Raw genomic sequence first — 21,529 nt, forward strand, 5'->3', positions numbered from 1 at the left:
CGGTCCCCGCTCCCGGACAGGAGCATCGAGATGCCGCTCATCCTCGCACAAAAGAACGCCTGGAACCTGGCGCGGACCCTGATGACCATCGTCGTCGTGTTCCGCATCGAAGGCAGCAATTTCGGCGTCGCCGAAGAGCGTGAGTTCGACGGAGATCCGTCGCTGATCGTTCGCGAATACGACCCGTTCGCGCGCTGACGGCGCGCGACAGGGCCGCCTAGTTCATCGCGCCTTCGCGAGTGACCTGCATCGCCGGTGTCCATGCGCATTCGGGATTGTCGATGAAGTCCTTGAGCAGTTTCGCGTAACGCGAGCCGATATACTCGCCGGTCTTGCGGCGCTCGCTCGGCACGCGGCCGAGGCCGCAATTGAAGTCGACCGCCACCATCACATCGGTCAGCGCGATCCGCACGATATCGGGGCTGACATAGCCGCCTTCCGTTCCCGGCACGGCATTGAGGTTGATCACCGCATCGAGCACGGCATCGAACAGTCGCTTCGAGTAATCCGCTTCGCTTTCGGTGAGGGCGCGATCCCCCTCGTTCGCCTTGTTACCGCCAGCCACCATCAAATATCCTGCTTCGATTCGGTGGAACGAATATAGAACATCTGGCGCGCAATTCCAACCGAGGGCGCTTGCGCATTGTCTCCCGCGATCGGCGCCCGCCTGGCCGCGGGGCGCCTTGGCCCCGAAAGGTTGCATCTGGCGCCAGGCGAACGATGGCTGGGCGGGGCTCCCGCCTTTTCGTCCCGGGGCGCGAAAGGCGGCGGCGAGAGGGCTCTGCTGACCTTCGAACCGGTGCTTCACGGCTGCCTTGCCCAACGCGGCTGAGCGCGCAACCGGCCTTGTCCGCTGGAAGGGGCAGGTCGCTCTGCTCGCCAATTTGGGGAGGTCCGTAACCCGGCCAGGATATGGGGCTGGGATCGAGACCTGCCCCGCCGATTCTGCCCGAAGCGTCGGGTTCGCCACCATCATCCCCGGTGTTCCAAGCCGCCCCTGAGGCCTCGTTGATGGCCGTATGGACGGATACCGGCTGCGCCTCGCCTGACTAGCCGCAACTGCGTCGCGGACTTTCTTCCCCTGGGCTGCGCCCATTCCTCGCGAGGCAAGAAAGCCCGCTTTGGCAGTCCTCCGCTCCGCTTCGGGCAAAGCTGCGGCGTCATTCGCACCCGTCCTTTTGACGCCATCGAGGCCGCATGGGGCGGCCTTGAGGAATTGAGGATTAAGACAATGGCGAACATCGGCAGCTTCAAGAAAGTCGGCGAGGAATATCAGGGCTCGATCGTGACCCTCAGCGTCCAGGCCAAGGGCGTCCGGATCGTCCCCGAACCCGCCAGCGCGAACGACAACGCGCCCACCCATCGGGTCTTTGTCGGCCGCGCGGAAATCGGCGCCGCCTGGGCCAAGACCTCGGCCGAACAGCGTCCCTATCTCTCGGTCAAGCTCGACGACCCCAGCTTCTCCCAGCCCATCTTCGCGAACCTCTTCGACGATGATGGCGGCGAAAGCTCGAGCCTGATCTGGTCGCGCCCGCGGCGCTCCAGCAACGACTGACACGACGCCAAGGCGCCCCGCCGGACACGGCGGGGCGCCTTTCGCATGTCCGGATCACGCGGACTTGCCAGCGTTATCCCTTCTGGCGCGGAGCGCTACCGCGCCTCGGGGACTTCGAAGCGGGATGGCGGGATGGCGATTTGGCGGCGGGAATAATCCCGAGCCGGAGCCCGTGCCGTCGCCATTCGCTCGCCATTGCCGGCCCATGCCGCGCCCGGCTTCGCGAAGCACGATCGCGCCGATTTCGCGCAGGAATTCCTGCGGCGAAGCCCGGCCTATCGCGCGGCCTGGGCGACGGCCCAAGGCGCGCTTGAAGCGGCTGCATCGCTAACCCAGGCGAGGCGCTGGGGCCTGGAACGCCTGTTCGATCCCGATCGATCGGTGCGCACCGCGCCGGCGATCTGGCGCGCGGAGTGCGCATCGCAGATCGTATCGCTGGTCGCCGCGCCGAGCGGCTTCGGCGGCGCCGCGGCGCTTCCCGACTTCGCGCCGTTGGTGGATTTCAGCGTGGCCGGGACGCGCAACCTCGTCTTCGACATCGCCGGCGCGCGGCATCGCTTTCGGCTCGCTGACGGCGATCGCGAGGGGCTGGCGATCCTGCTGCCGCCGCTCGGCAATGCGCTCAGCGCCGCCGCCTGCGATGCGGTGCGGCGCATGTTCGCGGGGCTCAGCACCGCCGAACCGGTGCGCATCCTGCACCCCAGCGCCTTACAGCGGCAGCGCCTGGCGCTGCTGCTGCGCGTGCTCGACGCATCGCTGGGCGGTGCCAGCAATCGCGAGATAGGCACGCGCATCGTCTATCCTTGGCTCGCCGGAACCGACGCCGTCGCATGGAAGGCGACGAGCGAGCGGCGGCGCGTCCAGCGCCTCCTCGACGAGGCTCACGGCCTCAGCGCCTCGGCATATCGCGACCTGCTGACCAGCTAGGGGCGACATTTGTCGGGGTGCGATTTCAGCCGCTCCCTCGCAGGCGCCAACTGCCGCCATTGGATGCCCGTGATTGGAACGGGCCCGCCGCGCTTGCCGGGCCAACGCCCGGAGAGACTGAATGTCAGGTGAGACGACACAGCGGCTGCTCAGAACCCCCGATGCCGCGCTGCTGCTGGGTCTCTCGGCGCGCACGCTGGAGAAGCATCGCTGCTATGGCACCGGGCCAGTCTACCGGAAGCTCGGCGGCCGCATCGTCTATGCCGTGGACGACCTGGTCAGCTGGGCCGACCAGGGGGTTCGGCGCTCGACCTCCGACACCGGCACTGGCACCGTCCATCCTGCCAAGCGCATCGATCCGAGCATTCTCGATCGCAAGGGGCCGGTGCGGCGATGAGTGCGATCATCGCCTCGACTGTGCCCGGTCCGGCTGTCCCCGCCCGGGCAGAAGCCTCTCCCCAAAAGGGGATAAGCACGGTCGAATTGACCTGGGTCGAGCAGGCAACCGAGCGCTGGATTCGCTTCGGCGCGCCGCTTCTCGACCAGATTCTCGACCGACGGCGCCGCCTGCTTTCGTTCGCTGCGAACAGCGTGTTCGCCTTCGTTCGCTGGGCATCGAACGACTATGGCACGATCCTCTCCCGGCTCGATATCGTCCGCGCCGTCGCCCCCGGCGACGCCTATACGACGCTTCCCTGCGTCGCACCCGGCGGCGAGCTGCTGCTTCATCTCCACGGCTGGCCGAAGGTCCGCGCCGGTCTCGCGCTGATCGATCGCGTCGAGGATCTGGGCGTCGATCCTTGCGCGGTTGCACCCGACTATTGGCGCCATGCCCATAACCGGCTGATCGCCGGCTATGCTCCGCGCGCCTATTCGCTGGCGCGTCATCGCGCGTGGCTGTTGCGCCGCGAGATTGGCGCATGAGGCGCTTCGGTATCCTGCTCACCGGCTATTGCGCGATCGGCGCGCTGGTCATCCCGGCGTTCCTCAAGCCCATCCCGCGCCTGGTCTGGAATGCCAGCGCCAGCGTGCCGGTCGGCCTCTATGCGGCGCGACCCGCCGGCAGCGTGAAGCGCGGCGATCTGGTTGCGGCGCAAGCGCCTGCTCCGATCGCCCAGCTCATGGCGGCGCGGGGCTATCTGCCGCTCCGCGTGCCGATGCTCAAGCACGTCCTGGGCGTCGCCGGGCAGACCGTATGCCGTACCGGCCTTGTTGTCACAATCGACGGCACGCGCGTCTCGGAGGCCCGAACGCACGATCGGATGGGGCGACTGCTCCCATCCTGGAGCGGGTGCCGGACGCTCCGCTCCGGCGAAGTTTTCCTGCTCAATCCCGCGTCTCCCGACAGCTTTGACGGGCGATATTTCGGCCCGGTTCCCGCGCGCGGAATCGTCGCGGTGCTCGCACCCCTTTGGCTTCCGGACGGCGGCGCCGTCGCCCCGGCAAGCGCGCCCTCCGGGCGCGAACCTTCCCCCGAACCAAAGGCCCAAGGAGTTTCCCATGATCAACATCGGTGAATTCAACGAGCGTGGCGACGGCTTTGCCGGGCGCCTCGAAACTTTCGCGATCGGAGCTGCCCTGACCATCGTTCCCGCGCAGCGGAGCGATGCGCGCAATGCGCCCGATTACCGCGTCCATGTCGGCGAAAATGGCGATGGGCCGGAGGTCGGCGCTGGCTGGAAACGGACCGGCGAGAAGGCCGGAGCCTATATCGCGATCGTCATCGACGATCCCGTTTTCCCCCGCCCGATCCGCGCCAACCTCTTCCGACCGGCGGTCGAGGGCCAGCCGCACCTGCTCTTCTGGCAGCGCAACCAGCGCCGCCGCGAGACCGAGCAGCAGTGATGAACCACGCGATCGGCCATCGAATTGTCGGCCTGGCGCTCGTGGTGGCGGGTCTTTGCGCGCCGCTGGCGAGCGCGCACGCCGCCATCATCGCGGTGCCGTGCAAACCAGCCATGGTGCTCGATGAGCCGATCGCACGCGCCGCCCAGCGCTTCGCCATTCCGGACACGCTCATCCGTGCCGTGATCGTCGTGGAGAGCGGTGGGGTGGTCTACGCAGTATCGCCGAAAGGGGCGATGGGGCTGATGCAGCTGATGCCCGGAACATGGGCTGATCTGCGACGACGGTACGATTTGGGCGGCGATCCTTTCGATCCCTGCGACAACATCTTTGCCGGTACCGCATACCTTCGCGAGCTGCTCGACCGGTATGGCGATCCAGGGTTTCTGGCCGCCTATAATGCGGGGCCGGGGCGGTACAAAGCCTATCTTGCGGGCCGTCCTTTGCCCGCCGAAACCGTCGCCTATGTCGCCCGTTTGTCGGGCCGGTTGATGGACGGCGGTGCCTCTGCAAAGCGCCGTACCTTGCCCGATCCCGAGGCCTGGCGTGGCGGCGAACTGTTCGTTCGCTCACCTTTAACAGAGGTCGACGAACCCGCGCGTTCGGGCGGATCTTCGTCTTCCGAACCTCAGACCAAGCCCGACTCTCGCCCGTCAGAGGCCGCTCGAGACACCGTGTTCGTGCGTCGGACGGGCGTTCCCAAATGATGGGTCTGGCGGTCCCAGAATGGCCCATTCGCTTCAGGAAGGACGGAAGCGAAAGCAGGCTGTGGGAGCTGCAGGGGGGAGGGTGTGGGGGATGGCGAGATAAAAGCGCCGCCGTCGGTGCGGGCGCATGTGGTTGTTCCGATTGCGGAATTTGCGCCGTCTGTCCCCACACCCTGCCGTCGCCTGACCGATTTTATCTTGGAAATTCAATACCTCGGGCGCTGGCAGCGTCGCCGGAAGCACGCCAATGACCGCTGGCGACGATGATCTTCGGGTGCGACCCGGAAAGGGGCGAAGCCGGGGGTCGGGGAGCGTCAAGCCGCTGAGCCTGGCCGCGCAGGTCAAGCGCGCTGCGGCCCGCGCCGGGTTCGCCCGACGACCAGGCCGGCGCGCTGGTGGAACCGGGCGGCTGGGGCGTGGCCGTGGCGCCGCGCTTTCGGGCCGGCGCTCGGCGACGTCGCGGCGGGTGATCGTCAAGGCCAGGATCGTCCGGCATTCGGGGCCGAAATTTCGAGCGGCGCCGCTTGCCCGGCACATCGCCTATCTCGAACGTGACGGCGTGACCCGTGATGGGCGCGACGCATCGTTGTTCGATGCCAGATCCGACCGGGCGAGCGGTGACGCGTTCGCTGGCCGCTGCGCAGACGACCGGCATCATTTCCGCTTCATCGTGTCGCCCGAGGATGCCGGCGAACTCGCGGACCTGAAGACCTTCACCCGCGAGCTGATGGGCGACATGTCGAAAGATCTCGGCACGCGGCTCGACTGGGTCGCGGTCGATCACTGGAATACCGACAATCCGCACGTCCATATCCTGGTCCGCGGCGTCGCTGAGGACGGCGCCGACCTCGTCATCGATCGCGGCTATATATCGCATGGCCTGCGCGACCGCGCGGAGGCGCGCGTCACCTTGGAGCTGGGGCCTCGTACCGAGCAGGAGATCCAGCGCGCGCTCGACCGCGAAGTCGAAGCCGACCGATGGACGAGCCTCGACAATGGCCTGCAATCGCGCGTGGGCGAGGACGGCATCGTCGATCTCCGGCCCTTACCGGCCGGCGCGCCCGACCGCCGCACGCTGTTGTTCGCCGGTCGCGCGCAGAAGCTCGAGCGGCTTGGTCTAGCGACACCGGCAGGACCGGCTCGCTGGACCCTCAGGCCCGATATCGAGTCTCGGCTTCGCGAACTTGGCGACCGCGGCGACATCATCAAGTCGATGCACCGCGCGATGCGGGATGCAGGGCACGCGATCCACGAAGGGCGCCTGGCCATCCATCCTCCCGGTACGCCGCAAGCCGTGACCGGGCGCCTGGTCGCCCGAGGCCTGCAGGATGAGTTGACCGGCACCGCCTATGCGATCGTCGATGGGGTCGATGGCCGCCACCACCACTTGCGGTTCGGGGATCTCGAGCTGACCGGCGACGCTCCCGTCGGAGCGATCGTCGAGCTGCGGGGCTGGCAGGACCGTAACGGCGTCCAGCGCAGCGCGCTCGCGGTGCGCAGCGATCTTCCGATCGAGAGCCAGGTGACCGCGCGGGGTGCGACCTGGCTCGACCGGCAGCTATTGGCGCGCGACACCGCGCAAGCCAGCGTCGGGTTCGGGGCTGAGGTTCGCGAGGCGATGGCGGCCCGCGAGGATCACCTCGTTGCCGAGGGGCTGGCGACCCGCACGGGCAAACGTGTCACGCTCGCCCCGAACCTGATCGACACACTGCGCTCGGCCGACTTGCGCGAGGCGTCCGCACGGATCGCCGCGCGGACCGGGCTCACACCCTATCAAAATACGCCCGGCTCGACGATCGCCGGCACCTATCGTGAGCGGGTCACGCTCGCCTCGGGCCGCTTTGCGATGATCGACGACGGGCTCGGCTTTCAGCTCGTTCCCTGGCGCCCGGCGCTCGATCGGCAGCTTGGGGCCACCATCACCGGCACGATGGCTCCCGGTGGCGGCATCGACTGGACCTTCGGCCGCAGCCGCGGCCTCGGCATCTAGAAAGGCATTCCCATGCAATCCTCGAAGATCCTCTGGGGGCAGGTCATCATCGTGTTGTTGATCGTGCTCGGCGCGGTCTGGGGTGCGACACAATGGACCGCCCAGGCGCTCGGCTATCAGAGCGAGCTTGGACCGCCCTGGTTCTGGGTTGCGGGCTACCCCGTCTATCCGCCGCCCGCCTTCTTCTGGTGGTGGTTCAGCTTCGACGCCTATGCGCCCGAAATCTTCGTGAAAGGTGCGTACGTCGCAGCCTCCGGCGGGATCGCCGCGGTCGTGGTCGCGGTCGGCATGTCGGTCTGGCGCGCACGCGAACGAAAACATGCCGAGACCTATGGCTCTGCACGCTGGGCCACGCGCCGCGAGGTCGAGGCTGGCGGGCTGCTCGGCGACGACGGGGTGGTGCTCGGCCGGCTCGATGACGCCTATCTTCGCCATGATGGCCCTGAGCATGTGCTGTGCTTCGCACCGACGCGGTCGGGCAAGGGTGTCGGTCTCGTCATCCCCTCGCTGCTGACCTGGGCTGGTTCGGCGATCGTCCACGACATCAAGGGCGAGAACTGGACGCTGACCGCGGGCTTCCGCGCGCGGATCGGACGAGTGCTGCTGTTCGACCCGACCAATGCGGCCTCTGCCGGCTACAATCCGCTGCTCGAGGTGCGCAAGGGCGAATGGGAGGTTCGCGACGTCCAGAATGTCGCCGACGTGCTGGTCGATCCCGAGGGCTCGCTCGAGCGGCGCAACCATTGGGAAAAGACCAGCCACGCGCTGCTGGTCGGCGCGATCCTCCACGTTCTCTATGCCGAGCCCGACAAGACGCTCGCCGGTGTCGCCGCTTTCCTCTCCGATCCGAGGCGGCCGATCGAAGCAACGCTCGCTGCGATGATGTCGACCCGTCATTTGGGCGAAGCCGGTGTCCATCCCGTGGTCGCCTCTGCCGCGCGCGAACTGCTCAACAAATCCGAGAATGAGCGCTCGGGCGTGCTGTCGACCGCCATGTCGTTCCTGGGCCTCTATCGCGATCCGGTCATCGCCCAGGTCACCAGCCGTTCCGAATGGCGGATCGCCGACCTCGTCGAGGGCGAACGGCCGGCGACGCTTTACCTCGTCGTTCCCCCTTCCGACATCAGCCGGACCAAGCCGCTGATCCGGCTCCTGCTCAACCAGATCGGCCGGCGGCTGACCGAGGAGCTCAAGCCCAGCGCCGAACGCCACAAGGTACTGCTGATGCTCGACGAGTTCCCGGCGCTCGGCCGGCTCGACTTCTTCGAGTCCGCGCTGGCGTTCATGGCCGGCTATGGATTGAAGGCGTTCTTGATCGCCCAGTCGCTCAACCAGATCGAGAAGGCTTACGGCCCCAACAATGCGATCCTCGACAACTGCCATGTCCGGGTGAGCTTCGCGGCCAATGACGAGCGCACCGCCAAGCGAATCTCGGATGCGCTCGGCACCGCGACCGAGATGCGGGCGATGAAGAATTATGCGGGCCATCGGCTTTCGCCCTGGCTCGGTCATCTCATGGTCTCGCGCACCGAAACTGCGCGCGCGTTGCTGACGCCGGGCGAGGTCATGCAGCTGCCGCCCGACGACGAGATCGTGATGGTGGCGGGCGTCCACCCGATCCGGGCGATGAAGGCGCGCTATTTCACCGACCGGCGGCTGACGAGCCGGGTGATCGACCCGCCTGCGCCAGGACCGGCGCGGACACCCCGGGCAAACGACTGGTCGGCGCTCCCAATCCCGGATCGCGCGCAGCCCATCGACACAGCGGTGCAAGGCGATGATGATTCCGCGAATGGCGGCATCCGCCGTGAGCCCGAGCTGCCCGAAGAACAGGATATCGTGCCCCGTCCGGCACCGCCGCCCGGCGAGTTCGAGTTCGATGACAGTGCCACCGAGGATGCGACCGTCACGCGACGTCTGACCGACCGGATGCGCGGAACCGCGCGGCAGGCATCGCTCGATCCCAAGGACGGGATCGACCTATGAGTGCGCTTCGGATCAAGCACACCTTCCGGCTTCCGCCCGACCTGTCGGCGCAACTCGCCGACTATGCGGCGCGCAAGCGCGTGCCCCAGGCGCTGGTGGTCGAGACGGCGCTCTCCTCCTTCCTTTCGGGAGACAGCAGCGAGCATCTCGAGGGCGTACTGAGCCGGCGCCTCGACCGTCTATCCCGGCAGGCGGATCGGCTGACCTGGCATGTCGAGCTCGGCAACGAGACGCTGGCCCTGTTCGTGCGGTTCTGGCTGATCAACAATCCGCCGCTTCCGGACACCGCGCTTGCCGCGGCCCAGGCCATGGGCAGGGAACGCTGGGAGCGGTTCGTCGAAACCCTCAACCGGCGCATGGAGTTCGGGCCGCGGCTGAGGAACGAGATTTCGGAGGATGTCGATGGGACCGGTGAACGAGGCTCGGCCGATGCCGGCGAGCCGTCCGGCTGATGTGGTCCCGGATGCGACAGCGTGGCGCTTCTGCTGGCGGGTATGCTGTCGCCGGCGGCTCGGTCGCCGTCTGCCGAGGCCGGGTCCCCGGATCTCTAATCTGCTTGTCGATTTCACGATCAAGCTCTTCGCGCAGCGCCCGGCCCCAATGCCTGCGCCAGGGCCGTAGTGGTGAGGGTACCGCGAGACCGAGCTGGCCGGCTCTCCCGCGAATGGCATCCTGCGTCCGCTGCATCCGCCGGGCGATCGCGGCCGGGGGTTCGCGTGCGGCGATGAGCGCGCGCAATTGCGCATCCTCGTCTTCGGACCACTGCCGGCCGCCGTTCGCGCGCGCACGCGGGGGCGTGGGCCGATCTTCTCCGCCATCGCCGGTCATCGGCGCTGCTTCCTGCCGTTACGGGCTGGTGGTTTGGCGGGCGATGGCTTCTTGCCCGCAAGCAGAGTGCGAAGCGCATCGTCGGCCTCACACATGCGGGCGTGGCTCGCTCGGCTCGGGCGGCCCCGAAACAGGAAGCCGACCATCCCCCGAAACTCGACGCGATGGTGCAGCCTGGTGCCGAGCGGATGCGGCGCCAGCTCGTAGCGTTCTACCTGCTCAAAGAAATGGCGGATCCCCATGGCCCACTCGAATGCGACATTGCGTTCAAGACGGGTGATCTTGCCCGGCGAATGCCGCTTGCGGCGGGTGCGCAGGTCGCTGGTGTACTCATAATCGATCTCCGCCCCGGCCTTGGCCTCGCCCGTCAGGCGGATGAACGGATGCCAAGTCTTGTAGCCGGGAAAGTCCGTCAGGATCCGCCAGACCTTAGCCGGCGGCGCGGCGACGGCGATCTCGTTCTCGACCGCGATCACGCGCCGCGGTCCCGATATGCCAGCAGCCGAAGCGCGTTGAACACCACCACCAGCGTGGAACCTTCGTGCGCTGCCACCGCCGGGCCGATGCCGAGGCCCAAGATCGTCGCCGGGACGAGCAGGGCCACGACGCCGAGACTGACGAACACATTCTGGCGGATGATTGCGCGCGTGCTGCGGCTGAGGCCGACCGCGAACGGCAGGTGGGCGAGATCGTCTGCCATCAACGCCACGTCCGCGGTCTCGAGAGCCACGTCCGAGCCCGCGGCTCCCATCGCAATACCGACCGTGGCGTTGGCCATGGCGGGCGCGTCATTGACCCCGTCGCCGACCATCGCGACCTTGCCCTTGTCGCGCAGCTTGCGGATCGCATCGACCTTGTCCTCGGGCATCAGGTCGCCGATCGCTTCGTCGATCCCGACTTCGGCGGCGATGGCCTCGGCGACCTTCTGATTGTCTCCTGAGATCATGATCATCCGCGTGATGCCGAGCTTGCGGAGGCGAGCGAGGGTATCCTTGGCGGACTTGCGCGGCGTATCCATCAGGCCGATGGCGCCCAAATCCTTGTCGTCGCGTCGCACGATCATCGTGGTGCGCCCGCCCGAGCGCAGCTTCGCGATCGCGTCCGACATCTCGGCCGAGAGCGGGGCAACACCGTCGCTGCCGAACATCTCGGCCTTGCCGATCAGGATCGTCGCGCCGTCCAGTTTCGCGCGGACGCCGCGACCGGTCAGGCTCTCCAGATCGCTCGCGGTCGGAATGGCCAGATCGCCAACGCGGTCGAGCCCGTCCTCGGCGATCGCGCGCGCCAGCGGGTGATGACTCAGCCGTTCGACTGCGACGGCGATGGACAGCAGGTCCGACTGGGATACGCCGTCGACCGGGATGACGTCGGTGATGCGCGGCCGACCTTCGGTCAGCGTCCCGGTCTTGTCGAACGCGATGGCGTTCAGCGAGCCGAGATTCTCCAGCGGTCCGCCACCCTTGACCAGCACGCCGCCGCGCGCGGCGCGCGCAACGCCCGACAGGACGGCGCTCGGCGTGGCGATCGCCAGCGCGCAGGGGCTGGCGGCGACCAGCACCGCCATCGCGCGGTAGAAGCTGTCGCGGAAAGGCTCGTCGACGACGACCCAGGCGAACAGCAACGCGACGGTGAGCGCCAGCACCGAGGGCACGAAAATCCGCTCGAACCGATCAGTGAAGCGCTGGGTCGGAGACCGCTGCGTTTCCGCCTCGCTCACCATCTTGACCACCTTGGCGAGTGCGCTGTCGCTCGACTTCCTTGTGACCTCGATCTCGATCAGGCCGCTGCCGTTTACCGTGCCAGCGAAGACCCGATAAGCGGACTCGAGGGTTTCAGGGGCAGCGGTCGCGGCAGCATGATCGACGACCGGCCGCTTGTCGACCGGCATGCTCTCGCCGGTGACGGGTGCCTGGTTGACGCTGCTGGTGCCCTTGATGAGGAAGCCGTCGGCCGCGATCCGCTCGTCGGGCTTGACGATCACGGTGTCGCCGATCTCCAGTTCCTCGACCGGGATCTCGGTCTCCTTGCCATCCCGGCGGACCAGGGCGGTCTGCGGGGCAAGCTCGGCCAATGCCTCGATCGCCCGCTTGGCGCGGCCCATCGCGTAATGTTCGAGCGCATGGCCAAGGCTGAACAGGAACAGGAGCAGCGCGCCTTCGGCCCAGGCCCCGAGTGCCGCAGCTCCGGCTGCGGCGACGAGCATCAGCGTGTCGATTTCGAAGCGCCTGAGCTTCAGATTATCGATCGCCTCGCGCAGCGTGAAGAATCCGCCGAACGCGTAAGCGCCGATGAAGAAGGCGAGCGGTACCCATGCCGGTGTGGCCACCAGCTTCTCGATCGCGAAGCCGATACCGAGCAAGGCGCCGCAGAGCAGCGCGAAGATCAGCTCGCTGTTCGGGCCGAAGATGCCACCATGTGCGTGTTCGTGCCCGCCTTCACCGTCGCCATGATCGTGATCGCCGTGATCGTGCTTCTCGCCGGGCTTGTGGTTGTGCTCCATGTCGTGCTTGGCCTCCCCTTGGCCCGGGGTAACGGGACGGGCTTTGGTGCCGTGGGGCTTGCGCTCATGGACGCCGATCTGGCCGAGGAAGCTGCGCAGTGCCTCTTCGGTGACTGCATCGCGGTCGTATTCGATCCGGATCATGCCGGCGGCGCTGGCTTCCGCTTCCAGCACGCCCTTCACTCGAAGCAATTGGTCCGAAACGCTGCGCGCCTTGCGCTGGTGTCCGATACCATCGACGTTCCAGGCGAGATGCCCGAACCGCTCGGTGAGCTCGGCCCCGGTGCCAACGACGATTTCGTTGATCCGGGCGAGCGATAACGTGTCCGGGTCGTAATGGACGCAGAGTTGGGCGGGCGCATTGGCCGCATCGCCCTTAACGACATGGACCTGCTCGATACCCGGCCTGCCGGTGAGCTCGCCCAACAGCCGGCCGACGCACGCATCGGCGGCATTCGGAATCTCTGGCAGGATGACGGGGATATCCAGGCGGAGCTTGGCGCTCATAGGTTCGATCCTTCACTGTGAATTTCGAGATTGCGGGGCGCGCTCATCCGAGCGTCTCTTCGATCAGCAGCAGGGCGAGGAAGCCGACGAAGAACATCGCGGTGACGAGCGGCGTGTCCTTCTTGGCATGGGCTTCGGCGAGCAGCTCCTCGGCGACGAGGTAGAGCAGCGCCATCAGGCCGAAGCTCAGGAAGCCGACGATGACCGGGGCGGGCAGCTCGGCAACCGACAAGCCGAGTGCGGCACCGCCGGGCAGGAGGAGCGCGATTGCGCCGACGATCCAGATGATCTTGGCCTTGGAGCGGATTGTCTCGCCCAGCTCGGTGGTCAGCATGAGGCCGAGGAAGAGCACTTCAAGAGTGAGGGCGATGGTGAGGAGCAGGCCGGCCTTGGTGCCGACGACGAAGGCGAGCCCCAGCACAAGACCGTCGATCGCGATATCGATTGCGATGGCACCGAGCAGCGCGGCCGGCCCTCGGAACTGCCCTTCGAAGGCCTTCAGCCCCAGCATGGTCACCACGCCGAGCGTGCCACCGATGAGTGTCGCCGTCGTATAGGCGCCGTGCATGACCTGGGGGACGATCTCGGTCGCAGCGGCCGCGAACACCACACCCGCGGCGAGATGCTGCATCGCGCTCACCAACCGGGGACCCGGTGGACGGATGACCGCGAAGATCGACCCGAGCAGGATCGCGAGGAGTGGGATGATGGTGTAGCTCAGAACGGGCATCGAGCCCTCCTTGGCTGGTTGGATGCGCCGATGGCGGGCAAGGGTGCGACACCCGCCGATCGCGGCTCGTCCGAGCCGCGCGACCAGATGCCGCACCCCTTCATCAGGCCGCGTCCGTGCCGGTCAGAAGTGCGGTGTTGCCACCCAGCACCTCGACCGCTTCGAGCGTGATCAGCCCGATACCCTGCACGTCGGAGAGCGTCGCCGCGAAGCTGCGCAGCTTTTCCTCCGCGTCGATGATCTCGATGACGACCGAGCGATCGCTTTCGAGAACATGGCGGCGGTGCTGGTGTGCCGAATGGCCGAAGCCGATCAGCGCTTCCAGGATCGTCGCTCCCGCGAGATGTGCGTCGCGCGCACGACTGGCGACCACTTGGAGGACCTTGCGGTCCCCGAAATAGGCGGCTTCATCGGTATAGATGCGAAGGAGCCTGTGGTTCTGCATCGTCATTCTCCTTGCTCTACGGGTTGGGTGTTGCCCTGCGCCGCCACGCGCTCCTCACGGCGCGCCGCCAAGCGTTCGCCCCAACCGAGGACGACCTTGGAAATCGCAGGGAGGACGAGCAGCGTCAGGATGGTCGCCGCGATGAGGCCGCCGATGACCACCGTCGCCAGTGGCTTCTGCACCTCGGCACCGGTGCCGTGGGCCAGCGCCATCGGCACGAAGCCGATTGCCGGCACGAACCCGGTCATCACCACCGCGCGCATCTTCTCGGTGGTGCCCTCGATGATCGCCCGGCTGAGCTCCACGCCGGCATCGAGCCGCTCGCGGATCGCCGTCATGACGACGAGACCGTTGAGCACCGCGACGCCCGCAAGGCAGATGAACCCGACCGCGGCGGATACCGAGAAGGCGATCCCGGTCATTGCGAGGGTGAACACGCCACCGGCGAGGCCTAACGGCACCGCGAGGAACACCGCGGCCGCCCGCGAGAGTCCGCCAAGCGCCATGTAGAGCAGGCCGAAGATCACCGCGAAGCAGAGCGGCACGACGATCGACAGGCGCTGCGACGCCGCCTGCAGGTTCTGGAACTGCCCACCCCATTCGAGATAGGAGCCCGCCGGAAGCGCCACCTTGTCGACCGCGGCCTGGGCCTCGGCGACGAACGAACCCACGTCGCGACCACGCACATTGGCCTGGATGACCACGCGGCGCTTCCCGTTCTCGCGGCTGATCTGGTTCAGGCCTTCGCTGAACCGGAACTGCGCCACGCGCGACAGCGGCACGGACTCGCGCTTGCCGCTCACTTCGTTGGGAAGCAGGACCGGCAGGTTGGCGAGCGCGTCCAGGCTCTGGCGCGTCGTATCGGGCACCCGGACGGTGATCTCGAAGCGACGGTCGCCCTCGAACACCAGTCCAGCTTCACGCCCGCCCATCGCGGCGGCGACGGTATCGGCGACCTCCTCGACGGTGAGCCCGAACCGGGCAATCGCCGCGCGGTCGAAATTGACCTCCAGCGTCGGCGAGCCGCTGGTCTGCTCGGCCTTGACGTCGGCCGCTCCCGGGATGGTCTGGAGCGCCGCGACGATCCGTGTCGCGGTAGCGCCCATCTTGTCGAGATCGTCGCCGTAGAGCTTGATCGCGACGTCGCCGCGGACGCCGGCGATCAGTTCGTTGAAGCGCAGCTGGATCGGCTGGCTGACTTCATAGACCTGACCCAGCTTGGCGCCCGAGACCTTCTCGATGCGCGCCAGGACATCGGCCTTGGTCTTGACGCCGGCAGGCCATTCCTCCTGTGGCTTCAGGATGACGAAGCCGTCCGAAATGTTGGGCGGCATCGGGTCGGTCGCGACTTCGGCTGTACCCGTTTTCGAGAACATCAGCTCGACTTCGGGCAGGCTCGATACCGCCTGCTCGACACCCCGCTGCATCATCAGCGATTGTTCGAGGGCGACCGAGGGAACGCGGGTCGAGGCCAGCGCCACGTTCTTCTCGTCGAGCTGCGGAATGAACTCCTGCCCGAGGAAGCCGAACACGAAGATCGATGCAGCGAAGAACGCGAAGCCCGCGCCAATGAAGGGCCAGGGCTTGGCTACCGCTCGCTCGAGAAGCGGGATGTAGCGCGTCTTCGACTTGGCGATCAGCCAGACTTCCTTCTCCGCGACCCTGCCGCGGATCAGCAGCGCGACGAGCGCCGGGACTAATGTGAGCGCGAGGATGAAGGCCGCGACGAGCGCCAGCATGATGGTGATCGCCATAGGCGAGAAGGTCTTGCCCTCGACGCCGGTGAACATCAGCAGCGGTGCGAAGGCGAGGAGGATGATCGCCTGACCGAACACTGTCGGCCTGATCATCTCGCGGCTCGCCCGCATCGTCTCCTCGAGCCGCTCGCGGACCGTGAGCAGGCGCCCTTCATGCTGCTGACGATGCGCCAGCCGGAACAGGCAATTCTCGATGATGATGACCGCGCCATCGACGATCAGCCCGAAGTCCAGCGCGCCGAGGCTCATCAAATTGCCGGGCACTCGGAAGGCGTTCATGCCCATCGCCATCATCAGGAACGAGAAGGGGATGACGAGCACCGCGATAAGCGCGGCCCGCCAGTTGCCGAGGAGGAGGAACAGCGCCGCCGCCACAAGGACGGCGCCTTCGGCAAGATTGCGCTGGACCGTCGAGACGGTGGCGTTGACCAGCATCGAACGGTCGAGGACCGGCGTGACCTTGATGCCAGGAGGGAGCGATTTGGCGATGCTGTCGAGCCGGTCGCGAACCGCACCGGCGACGGTGCGGCTGTTCTCGCCGATCAGCATCAGCGCGGTGCCGATTACGGCCTCATGACCGTTCATGCTGGCGGCACCGGTGCGAAGTTCGCCGCCGACGCGCACGGTCGCGACGTCCTTGATGGCGACCGGAATGCCGCCGCGTGTCGCGACGATCGCATCGGTGATCTCGTCGAGGTCGCGGATGCGGGCATCGGCGCGCACGAGGAACGCCTCGCCGCCGCGGTTGAAATAATTGGCGCCGACCGCGAGGTTCGCGGACTCGAGCGCTTTCGCCAGCTCGGAGAAGGAGATGCCGTAGTTGGCGAGCTTCACCGGATCAGGCTCGACGATATACTGCTTGGCGTAGCCGCCGATCGAATCGATGCCGGCGACGCCTTGGACGGTGCGGAGCTGGGGCCGGATGATCCAGTCCTGCACGGTGCGCAGATAGGCGGCGCGTGAGACGTCGTCGGCAAGCCGGTCCCCTTCGGGTGTCAGGAAGCTGCCGTCGCGCTGCCAGCCGGGCTGGCCGTCCTTGATGGTCGCGCCCTTGCCGCCAGGATTGGCGAAATCGACTGAATACATCAGCACTTCGCCAAGTCCGGTGGTGACCGGCCCGATCTGTGGCTGCACGCCGTCCGGGAGTGAATCCCGGGCCTGGGTCAAGCGCTCGCTCACCTGCTGGCGCGCGAAGTAGAGGTCAGTCTGATCGGTGAAGATCGCGGTGACCTGGCTGAATCCGTTGCGTGAGAGCGACCGTGTCGTCTCTAGGCCCGGAATGCCCGCAAGTGCGGTCTCGATGGGGAAAGTAACGCGCTTCTCGATTTCGATCGGCGAGAGGCCGCGTTCGACGGTATTGATCTGGACTTGTCGATTGGTGATGTCGGGGACGGCATCGATCGGCAGCTTGGTGAGCTGCCAGACACCGATGCCGGCGACGGCCAGGAAGAGCAGAAGCACTGCCCAGCGCGCGCGGACGGATAGTCCGATTAGACTTGCGATCATGGGTTCGTTCCCAAAGGCGGGTCGACCGCGTCGGCAAAGGCGACGCGGGACGCGATGATGTACGGAGCGGCGTGGTCGAGGCCGGCAGCCGGCCGGGCGCTAGGCCCGGCTGCTGTCGCTCGTGGCGCTGGCGCCAGCGTCATTCCTCTTCACCGGCGCCCTTTCCGAGCTCGGCCTTGAGCAGGAACGCCTGGCGCGTCGCGATCGTCTGGCCGTTCGACAGGCCGCTCAGGATCTCGACCCGGCCCGCGCTGCGGCGGCCGAGCGATACCGGAACCGCCTTGAAGCCGGCGGCGGTCCGGACGAACACGACGTCGCGGCCCTCGACCGACTGAACGGCTTCCTCGGGCACGACGATTGCCGTCGAGCTTTCGCCGCGGCTCGGCTTCAGACGGACGCGAACCGCCAGACCGGGCTGCAGCTCCCCGCCATCGACGTCGAGCACCGCAGTCGCGGCACGCGTCTCGCCGTTGAGAGTCGGGGTCACCGCGCGGACCCGCGCATTGACGGTGCGGCCGTTGGGCATCTCGACCACGGCGGTGTCGCCCGGTGCGATACGGGCCGCATCGACCGAGCCCACAGACGCTTCGACCTGGACCAGGCGCGGATCGGCGACACGGAACAGTTCCGCCTCGGGCTGGACGAAGGCACCCAGCGTCACGGTGGCAACCGTGACCCGGCCGGAGATCGGACTCGTGACGATCACGCCGCGACCATCGCTGGTGACACGGGCTGCGCCAGCGGACACCTGGGCTCGACGCACCTCGGCCTGTGCCGCAGCATAGTCCGCCTCGGCACGCTCGAGATCGACCCGCGCCGAAACACGCTGCCGGACTAGATACCGTTCGCGTTCGAGATTCTTGCGGGCCAGCTCGGCCCGGGCATTGGCAACCGTCCGCTCGGAGGCGAGCTGGGCCGCGTCCCGGCTTTCAACGATCGCGAGCGGTTCGCCCGCACGGACGCTGTCGCCAAGGCGCTTGAAGACGCGGATGACCGCGCCTCCCGCTCTGGCGGTGACCACCGCTTCGCCGTTTGGCGATGCGGTGACCGTGCCTTGCGCGACTACCTCGGCACCGAGGCCGCCAGCATTGACGGTTTCGGTCTCGATGCCTGCCGACTTGATCGCCTCGGCGGTCATGGCGACGCTGTCAGGCGTCGCTTCTGCCTTGGCCGGTTCCGCCTTGGCGGCTTCCTGAGCCACCGGTGCCGATGGCGCCGTCATGCGAGCGACGGAGAAGCCCCCCACCGCGGCGACGAGCACGGCCGCGCTGACGCCGCCAAGGAGGCGCTTGTCATTGAAGTTCATTGCATGTCTCCGGAAAGCGAAGGGGCCGGCGTCGTCAGGCGCGCCAGGCGGGCTTCGGCATCATGATAGGCAGCGAGTGCATCGATCTGGGCGATGCGGGTCTCGAGCAGGGTCCGTTCGGCGTCGATCAGGATGAGCTGGTCGAACTTGCCCTGGCCGTAGCCGACGCGGGCGATCCGCGCCGATTCGATGGCGGCTTCGAGCGCAGGCCCGGAGGCGCGTACCGCTGCGGCCGCATTGTCGCGGTCCGCGGTCGCATCCGCGATCGCGGCGTCGACATCGAGGCGGACACCCCGGCGCCTCGCATCGGCTTGCGTCCGTTCGGCATTGGCCTGCGCCACGCTCGCCGTGCCTCGGTTGAAGAGCGGAAGCGGGACCGAGACGCCGAACACCATCGCCTGGCTGTTGCTGCTCTCGATCCGACGCGTGCCGGCACTGAGCGTCAAGTCGGGAATGCGCTGGCTACGGGCGACCCGGACATTGGCGTCGGCGATCGAATAGTCGGCGGACGCCACGGCATAGGACAGCGTGCCTTCGATATTGATCGGGGCCGTGGGGCCGAAGACGCCGGTCCGGTCGAACCATGCCTGGTCGAGATCCCCGGCGATCGGCTGACCGATCAAGCGTTCCAGATTGCTCCGTGTGACCCCAACCGTCCGCTCGGCACGCTCGACGTCGGTGCGGGCATTGACCAACTGCACCTGCGCACGCTGCTCGTCGATCGGGGAGGTGGCGCCGACCATGACCCGGTCGGACGCAACGCGCAGCGCCTCCTCGGCGATGCGAAGCTGCTCGCGCGCCACGATCAGCCGCCGCTCTGCCGCGACCGCGACGATGTAGGCTTGCGTGACCCGCAGCCTCAGGTCCGCAATCGTGACGGCGGATTCGAGGCGCGCCCGGTCGAGGCGGGCATTCGCTACGCCGACTCGCGCGTTGCGCTTGCCACCGAGTTCGAGTGGCAGTGCGAAGCCTACAGTGGTCTCGGACTCTCCGATCCCGCGATATGGACCGGTTCCGGCGACATTTTCCAACTCGACCGAGACGCTCGGATTGGGCCGCAGGCCGGCGACGGTTCGGCCTTGCTCGGCGGCACTGACGCCGGCTTCGGCTGCTTCGACATTGGGGGACGACACGCCGGCGAGCGTGAGCGCTTGATTCAGTGTGGTGACGTCACGCGCCTCTATCGGCGGTGCGGTCTGCGCCTGCGCAATTCCTGCGCAGGACGCCGCGGCGAGAAGCGCCGCGATGAGACGAGACATAAGTGGGATTCTCCCTGACGTTCGCAAAAAACCCCGCGCGCTAGGCACGCGGAGGGACGGCGAAGTCAGGCGATCGGAGGCCGCAGGTCGCGGTTGGGCGTGAATTCGACCGGCGGCGCGCTCGGCGCTATTCCGGCCTTCATCGTTGCACGCACGAATGGCATGGCAATCGGCTGCGTAACCGGAACGCCAAGCTCGTGGCTGTGGTTGAAATTGTGGTGGTGCGGCGTCGCCTTGTCGCTGTCGCCGGGAACCTCGTCGCCATCGCCTGGCGCGTGGCCGATGGCATCGCCATCGACGGCAGTGATGCAGCCCGCGGTCTCCGAGGCATAGGCGGCCGATGCCTGGAAACCCGACCAAAGCGTCAGGACCAGCATCAGGCTTGCGATCGAGGCGAGCAGCTTCCGCATTGGGCAGCCCTGTAGCCGATGGCGAGGTGGCACGAAAGAGTTTTTCCGCACGCTATTCGCCTGCCGTAGTCATTTTATTATGCGCGAATAGTTGATCGCGTCCGAACCGGCGCATGTTATTTCATCACCAAGCGTCATGCAGAGACTGTGTGTGACTCAACTTCACCTTTTGCTGGTGCACGCAACTCATTACTTGCTTGTTGCAGAATTTGCGCACCGCCGACCAGGCCAAGTGTTGCCATGACTGCAGCGACGGCAAGATCAGGCCATTGCGAACCGGTGCCAAAGACCCCCGCGGCGGCTGCCAGCACCGCTAGATTGCCGATCGCGTCGTTGCGCGAGCAGATCCAGACCGACCGCATGTTCGCGTCTCCCGAGCGGTACCGGTACAGCATCAGCGCGACCCCGCCATTGGCGACCAGCGCGATCGCGCCGACAATCCCCATCGTCTCCGCGCGCGGCACGCCGTCCCCCAGAGCAGCCAGCACCGACGTCACCAGCACATAGGCGCCGAACGCGAAGATCGTCGCGCCCTTCACGACCGCGGCGCGCGAGCGCCAGCGCAGCGCCATGCCGGCGACGCCCAGGCTGATCGCGTAGTTCGCGCTGTCGCCGAGAAAGTCGAGCGCGTCGGCCTGAAGCGCTCGGGAGCCCGAGGCGATGCCAGCGACGATCTCGCCGAGGAACATCGTCAGATTGACGGCGAGCGCGATCCACAGGACCGTCCGCCATCTCTTGTCCGCTCGGGGGTCGGTCGTCTCAGAAGCGCAGCTGCTGCAAACCATGTCGTTCACCTCGACGGGAGCGGTACGACGGCCCATATGGACCTTGAAGTCACTACAGGGTCAAGGCGATAATTCGGTGAAGATCGGCGAACTCGCCCGCGCGACGGGCACCAAGGTCGAGACGATACGCTTCTACGAGAAGATCGGCCTGCTACCGGCACCCGAGCGGACCGACGGCAATTATCGCGACTATTCGCATCCTCACCTCGCGCGGCTGTCGTTCGTGCGTCGGGCCCGCGATCTCGGCTTCACGCTCGACCAGGTCCGCGCCCTGCTCACTTTGGCCGACGACCGGGATCAGCCGTGCAGCGCCGTCGATGTCGTCGCCCGCGAACATCTGTCGCAGATCGACCGCAAGATCGCCGACCTTCAGGCGCTGCGGCGCGAGCTCGATGGCATCATCAGTCAATGCGGCCACGGCGCCATTTCCGAGTGCCGCATCATCGAAGCGCTCGGTCCGTCTGCCGCGACGCACTGATCGTCACC

Annotated in this window: 22 protein-coding genes; 12 read left to right on the forward strand and 10 right to left on the reverse strand. The window is 67.0% G+C overall.

All coding sequences use genetic code 11. From position 1 onward, the window contains the following. Positions 1–30 precede the first annotated feature (30 nt). Entirely contained in the window at positions 31–198 is a 168-nt protein-coding gene (locus KF730_RS15250) for a hypothetical protein (protein WP_294098737.1), read from the forward strand. Between the two features lie 19 nt (positions 199–217). On the opposite strand, the gene KF730_RS15255 is transcribed toward KF730_RS15250, so the two are convergent. Then, on the reverse strand, positions 218–565 hold the full coding sequence (locus tag KF730_RS15255) for a hypothetical protein (protein ID WP_294098739.1): 348 nt from the start codon (positions 563–565) through the stop codon (positions 218–220). A gap of 666 nt (positions 566–1,231) precedes the next feature. Between KF730_RS15255 and KF730_RS15260 the strand changes: the two genes are divergently transcribed. The 10 genes from KF730_RS15260 (at position 1,232) to KF730_RS15305 (ending at position 9,462) form a co-directional block, all read left to right on the forward strand. Further along, a complete protein-coding gene (locus KF730_RS15260) occupies positions 1,232–1,555 on the forward strand; it encodes a DUF736 domain-containing protein (RefSeq protein ID WP_294098742.1) in 324 nt (107 codons plus the stop codon). 195 nt (positions 1,556–1,750) lie between these two features. Next, positions 1,751–2,482 carry a DUF2285 domain-containing protein gene (locus KF730_RS15265; RefSeq protein ID WP_286713366.1) on the forward strand — a complete coding sequence of 244 codons (732 nt, stop codon included), beginning with the start codon at positions 1,751–1,753 and terminating at the stop codon, positions 2,480–2,482. Positions 2,483–2,603: 121 nt separating this feature from the next. Continuing rightward, positions 2,604–2,879, forward strand: a complete 276-nt coding sequence (locus KF730_RS15270) for a helix-turn-helix domain-containing protein (protein ID WP_286713367.1) — start codon at positions 2,604–2,606, stop codon at positions 2,877–2,879. Between the two features lie 86 nt (positions 2,880–2,965). Further along, complete coding sequence (locus KF730_RS15275; RefSeq protein WP_294098760.1) at positions 2,966–3,406, forward strand: DUF2840 domain-containing protein; 441 nt, start codon at positions 2,966–2,968, stop codon at positions 3,404–3,406. Then, entirely contained in the window at positions 3,403–3,999 is a 597-nt protein-coding gene (locus KF730_RS15280) for a S26 family signal peptidase (protein WP_286713371.1), read from the forward strand. The genes KF730_RS15275 and KF730_RS15280 overlap by 4 nt, the downstream gene beginning before the upstream one ends. Beyond that, the gene (locus tag KF730_RS15285; RefSeq protein ID WP_286713372.1) at positions 3,983–4,327 is read left to right on the forward strand and encodes a DUF736 domain-containing protein; all 345 of its coding nucleotides are present in this window, start codon (positions 3,983–3,985) and stop codon (positions 4,325–4,327) included. The genes KF730_RS15280 and KF730_RS15285 overlap by 17 nt, the downstream gene beginning before the upstream one ends. Continuing rightward, positions 4,327–5,034: a lytic transglycosylase domain-containing protein gene (locus KF730_RS15290; RefSeq protein WP_286713374.1), complete on the forward strand. Its 708-nt coding sequence runs from the start codon at positions 4,327–4,329 to the stop codon at positions 5,032–5,034. Before KF730_RS15285 ends, KF730_RS15290 begins: the two co-directional genes overlap by 1 nt. A gap of 247 nt (positions 5,035–5,281) precedes the next feature. After that, on the forward strand, positions 5,282–7,024 hold the full coding sequence (locus tag KF730_RS15295) for a VirD2 family relaxase/mobilization nuclease (RefSeq protein WP_294098767.1): 1,743 nt from the start codon (positions 5,282–5,284) through the stop codon (positions 7,022–7,024). 12 nt (positions 7,025–7,036) lie between these two features. Then, positions 7,037–9,010 carry a conjugal transfer protein TraG gene (locus KF730_RS15300; protein ID WP_294098770.1) on the forward strand — a complete coding sequence of 658 codons (1,974 nt, stop codon included), beginning with the start codon at positions 7,037–7,039 and terminating at the stop codon, positions 9,008–9,010. Next, complete coding sequence (locus KF730_RS15305; protein WP_294098771.1) at positions 9,007–9,462, forward strand: CopG family transcriptional regulator; 456 nt, start codon at positions 9,007–9,009, stop codon at positions 9,460–9,462. Before KF730_RS15300 ends, KF730_RS15305 begins: the two co-directional genes overlap by 4 nt. Before the next feature lie 372 nt (positions 9,463–9,834). Here the strand turns inward: KF730_RS15305 and KF730_RS15310 are convergent, their stop codons facing one another. From KF730_RS15310 to KF730_RS15350, 9 genes are all read right to left on the reverse strand, one after another. After that, entirely contained in the window at positions 9,835–10,314 is a 480-nt protein-coding gene (locus tag KF730_RS15310) for an SRPBCC family protein (protein WP_286713380.1), read from the reverse strand. Further along, the gene (locus KF730_RS15315) at positions 10,311–12,845 is read right to left on the reverse strand and encodes a heavy metal translocating P-type ATPase (protein ID WP_294098772.1); all 2,535 of its coding nucleotides are present in this window, start codon (positions 12,843–12,845) and stop codon (positions 10,311–10,313) included. Before KF730_RS15315 ends, KF730_RS15310 begins: the two co-directional genes overlap by 4 nt. Before the next feature lie 43 nt (positions 12,846–12,888). Next, positions 12,889–13,575, reverse strand: a complete 687-nt coding sequence (locus KF730_RS15320) for a transporter (RefSeq protein ID WP_294098773.1) — start codon at positions 13,573–13,575, stop codon at positions 12,889–12,891. A 103-nt stretch (positions 13,576–13,678) separates the two neighbouring features. Beyond that, complete coding sequence (locus tag KF730_RS15325) at positions 13,679–14,026, reverse strand: DUF190 domain-containing protein (RefSeq protein WP_294098774.1); 348 nt, start codon at positions 14,024–14,026, stop codon at positions 13,679–13,681. Beyond that, complete coding sequence (locus KF730_RS15330) at positions 14,023–17,283, reverse strand: CusA/CzcA family heavy metal efflux RND transporter (protein ID WP_294098776.1); 3,261 nt, start codon at positions 17,281–17,283, stop codon at positions 14,023–14,025. Before KF730_RS15330 ends, KF730_RS15325 begins: the two co-directional genes overlap by 4 nt. A gap of 139 nt (positions 17,284–17,422) precedes the next feature. Continuing rightward, positions 17,423–18,589, reverse strand: coding sequence for an efflux RND transporter periplasmic adaptor subunit (locus KF730_RS15335; RefSeq protein ID WP_286713386.1), 1,167 nt, complete (start codon positions 18,587–18,589; stop codon positions 17,423–17,425). After that, on the reverse strand, positions 18,586–19,848 hold the full coding sequence (locus KF730_RS15340) for a TolC family protein (protein ID WP_294098780.1): 1,263 nt from the start codon (positions 19,846–19,848) through the stop codon (positions 18,586–18,588). Before KF730_RS15340 ends, KF730_RS15335 begins: the two co-directional genes overlap by 4 nt. Before the next feature lie 65 nt (positions 19,849–19,913). Next, positions 19,914–20,258, reverse strand: coding sequence for a hypothetical protein (locus KF730_RS15345; RefSeq protein WP_286713398.1), 345 nt, complete (start codon positions 20,256–20,258; stop codon positions 19,914–19,916). Between the two features lie 134 nt (positions 20,259–20,392). Continuing rightward, the gene (locus tag KF730_RS15350; protein ID WP_286713434.1) at positions 20,393–21,043 is read right to left on the reverse strand and encodes a cation transporter; all 651 of its coding nucleotides are present in this window, start codon (positions 21,041–21,043) and stop codon (positions 20,393–20,395) included. 76 nt (positions 21,044–21,119) lie between these two features. Between KF730_RS15350 and KF730_RS15355 the strand changes: the two genes are divergently transcribed. Next, complete coding sequence (locus tag KF730_RS15355; protein WP_286713399.1) at positions 21,120–21,521, forward strand: helix-turn-helix domain-containing protein; 402 nt, start codon at positions 21,120–21,122, stop codon at positions 21,519–21,521. The last annotated feature ends 8 nt before the right edge of the window (positions 21,522–21,529 follow it).

Origin of the sequence: Sphingomonas sp. (assembly GCF_019635515.1) — a bacterium.
In the GTDB taxonomy this organism is placed as follows: domain Bacteria; phylum Pseudomonadota; class Alphaproteobacteria; order Sphingomonadales; family Sphingomonadaceae; genus Sphingomonas.